General features: G+C 41.4%; 5 protein-coding genes. 4 read left to right on the top strand and 1 reads right to left on the bottom strand.

Annotated features, from left to right (window positions below; translation table 11 throughout):
• Nucleotides 1–14: 14 nt before the first annotated feature.
• Both QXE01_11585 and QXE01_11580 read left to right on the top strand, forming a co-directional pair.
• The gene (locus tag QXE01_11585) at nt 15–425 is read left to right on the top strand and encodes a zinc ribbon domain-containing protein (GenBank protein ID MEM4971878.1); all 411 of its coding nucleotides are present in this window, start codon (nt 15–17) and stop codon (nt 423–425) included.
• A gap of 118 nt (nt 426–543) precedes the next feature.
• Nucleotides 544–1,428 (top strand): NAD(P)-dependent oxidoreductase, encoded by an 885-nt coding sequence (locus tag QXE01_11580; protein MEM4971877.1) that lies wholly within the window; start codon nt 544–546, stop codon nt 1,426–1,428.
• A 517-nt stretch (nt 1,429–1,945) separates the two neighbouring features.
• Here QXE01_11580 and QXE01_11575 read toward each other — a convergent pair.
• Nucleotides 1,946–3,082 (bottom strand): hypothetical protein, encoded by a 1,137-nt coding sequence (locus tag QXE01_11575; protein MEM4971876.1) that lies wholly within the window; start codon nt 3,080–3,082, stop codon nt 1,946–1,948.
• Nucleotides 3,083–3,338: 256 nt separating this feature from the next.
• On the opposite strand from QXE01_11575, the gene QXE01_11570 reads away from it, so the two are divergent.
• Nucleotides 3,339–3,593 carry an AbrB/MazE/SpoVT family DNA-binding domain-containing protein gene (locus QXE01_11570; protein MEM4971875.1) on the top strand — a complete coding sequence of 85 codons (255 nt, stop codon included), beginning with the start codon at nt 3,339–3,341 and terminating at the stop codon, nt 3,591–3,593.
• A gap of 287 nt (nt 3,594–3,880) precedes the next feature.
• Nucleotides 3,881–4,788, top strand: a 908-nt coding sequence (locus QXE01_11565) for an FAD-dependent oxidoreductase (protein ID MEM4971874.1), incomplete at its 3' end; no start/stop codon positions are given.

The following is a 4,788-nucleotide window of genomic DNA, read 5'->3' as shown; positions in this document are numbered from 1 at the left end:
AATAATATATTCTAGTGTTTGCCAGGGATGTAGAGGCTTATAATCCTAGAGGGCTTCTACCATTAGGTAAGAAGCCTGCTGAGAAGATGATCTCTAGGATAAGGGATAAACAGCTTAGACACAGGATATTCCAAACATCATTCAAAGGGGTTCAAAGGGCTATTGAGGAGAAGGCTAGGGAATATGGTGTCCCGATAATCTATGAGGATCCGAGGAACACCTCAAGGCAATGCCCGATCCACAATGCTGAGATAGTATATGAAAATGGATCCAGAGTAGGGGTATGCAGCGTTGGTGGGGAGAAGTGGCACCGAGATGTTGCATCAGTGTGGAACCTCTATCTCAGAGCCTGCCTGGGTGATGGGAGCTCTGCTCCAAGCCCAGGTGGGCTAGACCTAGATGGGAGCCGTGTGCCGTTTGGCTAAAAAGCCACCCATGAGCCCATAGGGATACCGAGATCCCTGTGGGCTAGGTGGAACTCCCTAGGCATGACCATGAATTTATATAGAATGAATGGAATGATACCTAGGGAGAAACGGTAGTATGGAGAGGGTTGGTTTCATAGGTCTTGGGATTATGGGGTTGCCTATGGCTATGCATATAGCTAGGGCTGGCTATCCTCTCACCGCTTATAATAGGACTAGATCTAAGGCCGAGCCTCTGAAATCCCTCGGGGTATATATAGCTAGTAGTCCTAGGGAGGTTGCTGAGAGATCCGATGTGGTTATAGCTATGGTTACAGATGGTCCGGATGTGGAGCAGATACTCTTTGGCGAGGATGGTGTTGTTAAGGGTGCTAGGCCTGGCATGGTATTTATAGATATGGGGACAAACTCGCCGGACTATGCTAGGAGCTTTGCCGAGAGGCTCTCGAGATATGGCGTTGAGTTCCTCGACGCACCTGTGACAGGTGGTGAGAAGGGTGCTAGGGAGGGGACGCTCACGATAATGGTTGGGGGTAAGTATGAGGTTTTCAAGAGGGTAGAGCCTATCCTTAGAACAATGGGGAAGACTATAGTATATGTTGGAGATGTTGGTTCTGGACAGCTTATGAAGCTACTCAACCAAATAGTGGTTGCTGTGAACATGGTAGCCCTGGTAGAGGCTATGGCCCTTGCAAGAAAAGCAGGGATCGATGAGGAGAAGCTATTCCAGGTTCTCTCAAGCGGTGCTGCGAACTCATTCACAGTACAGTACTACATGCCAAAGATAATGAAAAACGATCTCGAACCAGGGTTCAGAGCATCACACCTAAAGAAAGACCTTAGATACGCACTCGAACAGGCATCGAGACTCTCAACACCATTACCAGCAACAGCCCTAGCCCTCCAACTATACAACGCCCTAGAGGCCATGGGGCTTGGTGAAAAGGGCACCCATGCACTTATAAAGCTCTACGAAAAGATCTCCGGGATAGAGAAGCAATAAACCGAGAGCCCTCATCAACATATAAAAGCTAAAAGCCCCTAGACAGGTTATCTAGTGATGATGAAGAAGAGCCGTTTGGATCCGTGACATAACCTGTCTCAGCTGACAAAAATGAGGAGCATCTTGAGAATCTTAATTATACTCTATATTCAGAATATAAAATATAATTCAAGGTATTTCAGTATCATCAGAGGTCTATCTAAGATCTAAAAACACCTATGAGTTCTCTAATAACTTTACATAAGATCTCGCATTTCTAAGAGTGGGATAGGTTAGATGATTATCACGGCCTCGCTATGATCTCTCTTAAAACTAGCTGTTTCAAAGCGTTATTGGAGGATTATAAAATAAAAGAATATGAGGAAGGAAAGTTAGCAAATTAATATCTAGTGTGGATACAATAATAGCTTTTCCGATATAGGGGTCTATCACCTAAATTATAGCAATAAACATATGTTCTAATTTATTCAATAATATTAGCTAAGTTCATAAACATTGTAGTACATTAGAATAGAGATTAAAAGGTTTTTATAAGTTCTAGAAGTTCTTTCTCACCTTTCCCCCCAGGATGTACTTCATCAATTATAATAATTCCATGTCTATTGAGTAGTGATTTAATATGTTCAGGAACCTTCTTCATTGATGCAATAATTATCACATCTGGCTGAAAGATCTCTTTATAGGGAATAACCTGGTTATCTACATCCTTAGCCCAGTATTCGTACTCCCAATTCTTGCACTCTATGATCATCTTCACTTTAAACTCGTTTACAACTTCATCGCAACTCATGCCTCCTTGCAGAATAGCTATGTCAGGTCTTAGAGGTGCTCTCTTTAATCCCCTTTTATTAAGTACGGCTACAGCGTGTTCGTAGAACTTTCTAAGCGTATTAGAAGCGCTTTTATACCATAACATACCCCCACACATGGTATGAGGATTCATATCGAATTCATACCATAAGGAGCATATTTCACTTTTACAATAGAATGAAGCTATAGCATAGTACGAGCTCTGCTCAAAGTTTATATAAGTATTCCTCACTCTTCCGAATTTAGCTAGTTCTACAATTAAACGTGTTGCCACCCACATCTGATGTATTTCTTTAGTTAATGCTTCTAATGATTTCCTCCTAGCATTTGCACTATAAGGTATTAGAAAGGATAATGGATAGTTAGCTCGGCTCTCGATCTGACAAGCAATAAGACTTGTTAGGATGATATATGGAAACTCTCGGTTAAGATTCTTTAACTCTGTGAGGAATTTAGATAGCTCTTTAATCATTGAGAGATAATATTGTTTCCAATCTGTTTGAAGAAACATTCTTTCATCATATGTTAAATATGCTAATTCAAAGCTATTAAGATAGGAGAGTCCTTGTGTCTCTCTCCTTCTTTGGTCGAACTCGAGCCTCAAATCCTCGGCTGGATATATAGATGCGATGCAGAGGATTCCACTATTAGTAGATGATATCTCAACGATCTTTTTATTGTATAGCCTATTGAGATCTACTATATATTCGACTAAATCTTCATATATCTTCTTCTGAGAAACCGCATAATGAGAAATATGTAGCAACCTATTTTCTTCTATAACGAAGTAATACTGACTACTACGGCTTAGACCTCGATGGCTTTCACGCACTATGATATACATATATCCCCTCTCCTAAGTGTATTTCTAATTTGCAATATATCTCGTTCAAGATGGTAGTATCATCATTGTATAGGCACCAAATATTTCGTTTAATTCAATTAACACTAAGATCATCCTCTTAATATACTCGGATCCACTACGCTGATAGGCGAATCTTTAAAAACCATTAATCGCCATAACCTCTTAGTCCTAAGAGGCAAGGTTTACATTAAATGATTTAAATTCTATGGCACTATTCCGGTATATGAGTGGGATTATGGTTAAGGTTATTGTGACTCGTAGGTTCCAGGTCACTATTCCTAAGGAGATTAGGGAGGCTCTTGGGATAAGTGTTGGAGACAGATTGCTAGTTAGAGTTGTTGATGGTAAGATAGTTATGGAGCCTATTAGAGGCTCTGAGGCCTTGAAAAGACTCTCAACTATTGTTGATAGATATCTTGGTGGTGTTAAAAGAGTTGATGCGGTGAAGCTTGTTGAGGAGTCTCTTGAAAGGGAGACGGGTTTATATTGATACTACTATTTTCATCTATGTTGCTTTGAAACACCCAGATTATTATGAGCGGTGTTATAAAGTATTAGACATGCTTATATTGAAGGAGTTTTATGGTTATGGTTCACATCTGGTTTTATCCGTGCTTTTTGGAGCGCTATCGAGATTCAATTATTAACTTACCATCTTCGGGATGCTCATATTATGATTCTTGGTTTATGTTCATATATTTTAGAGCTATTTGTTTGAATGATCAATGCTGTAAGCTTATAAGTATGAATTCTATATATATTTAGGTTGGGTCGGGGTTGTCTTTTAGATTAAGGATATCTGGGCCTGCTGGGCCGGTGCAGGAGGAGGAGTATGACGTTGTTGTCGTTGGGGCTGGGCCTGCTGGTTTATCTGCAGCCCTCTACTCTGCTAGGTATAGGCTTAAAACCCTCTTGATTGGGGAGACTATTGGTGGGCAGCTTGCTAATGCTGGGATTGTTGATGACTATCCAGGGCTTATAGAGGTTGAGGCTTCGGAGCTTATCCAGAGGTTTGTTAAGCATGTCTCTAAACACGGTGTTCCTATTGTGAGGGATAGGGTTGAGGATATAAAGAGGGAGGGGGATTTCTTCAAGATCTATACTAGGAGTGGCAGGACATATAGATCTAGAGCTGTTATAATAGCTGTGGGGCTTGAGAGGAAGAAGCTTGGAGTGCCTGGAGAGGCTGAATACGCTGGCAGGGGTGTTAGCTACTGCACAGTATGTGATGTGCCCTTCTTCAAGGGAAAGAGAATAGTGATCGTTGGGGGTGGCAATGCAGGGGTAACAGGGGCTATCCATGCCGTGGGCTACGCATCGAAGATATATCTAGTCACGAGAGGGGATAGGCTAAGAGCATTCCCAGTATATATTGAAACACTAAACAAATACAGAGATAAGGTCGAGATCATATTGAATAGCACAGTCGTAGAGATAGGAGGGGATAAAGAGGTTAGATATGCAGTAATTAAAAACCTAAAGACAGGTGAAACCAGGAAGGTAGATGTAGAGGGGGTATTCATAGAGATAGGCAACCAACCCCCAACAGAATTCTTCAAAAAGATAGGATTAGAGGTAGATGAGAAAGGATTGATAGACGTCAAACCAGGTGGATACACAAACATAGAGGGGATATTCGCAGCAGGGGACTGCGCAGGAGGAAAGAACAAATACTACTACCAACA

It is taken from the genome of Sulfolobales archaeon (assembly GCA_038897115.1).
Lineage (GTDB): Archaea > Thermoproteota > Thermoprotei_A > Sulfolobales > AG1 > AG1.
The sequence above is the reverse complement of the archived record's forward strand: the minus strand, read 5'-3'. Positions and strand labels throughout refer to the sequence as shown.

Coding starts and splice junctions, on each gene's coding strand:
- QXE01_11570 (MEM4971875.1), top strand. CDS start 3,339: ATGGTTAAGGTTATTGTGACTCGTAGGTTCCAGGTCACTATTCCTAAG.
- QXE01_11580 (MEM4971877.1), top strand. CDS start 544: ATGGAGAGGGTTGGTTTCATAGGTCTTGGGATTATGGGGTTGCCTATG.
- QXE01_11575 (MEM4971876.1), bottom strand. CDS start 3,082: ATGTATATCATAGTGCGTGAAAGCCATCGAGGTCTAAGCCGTAGTAGT.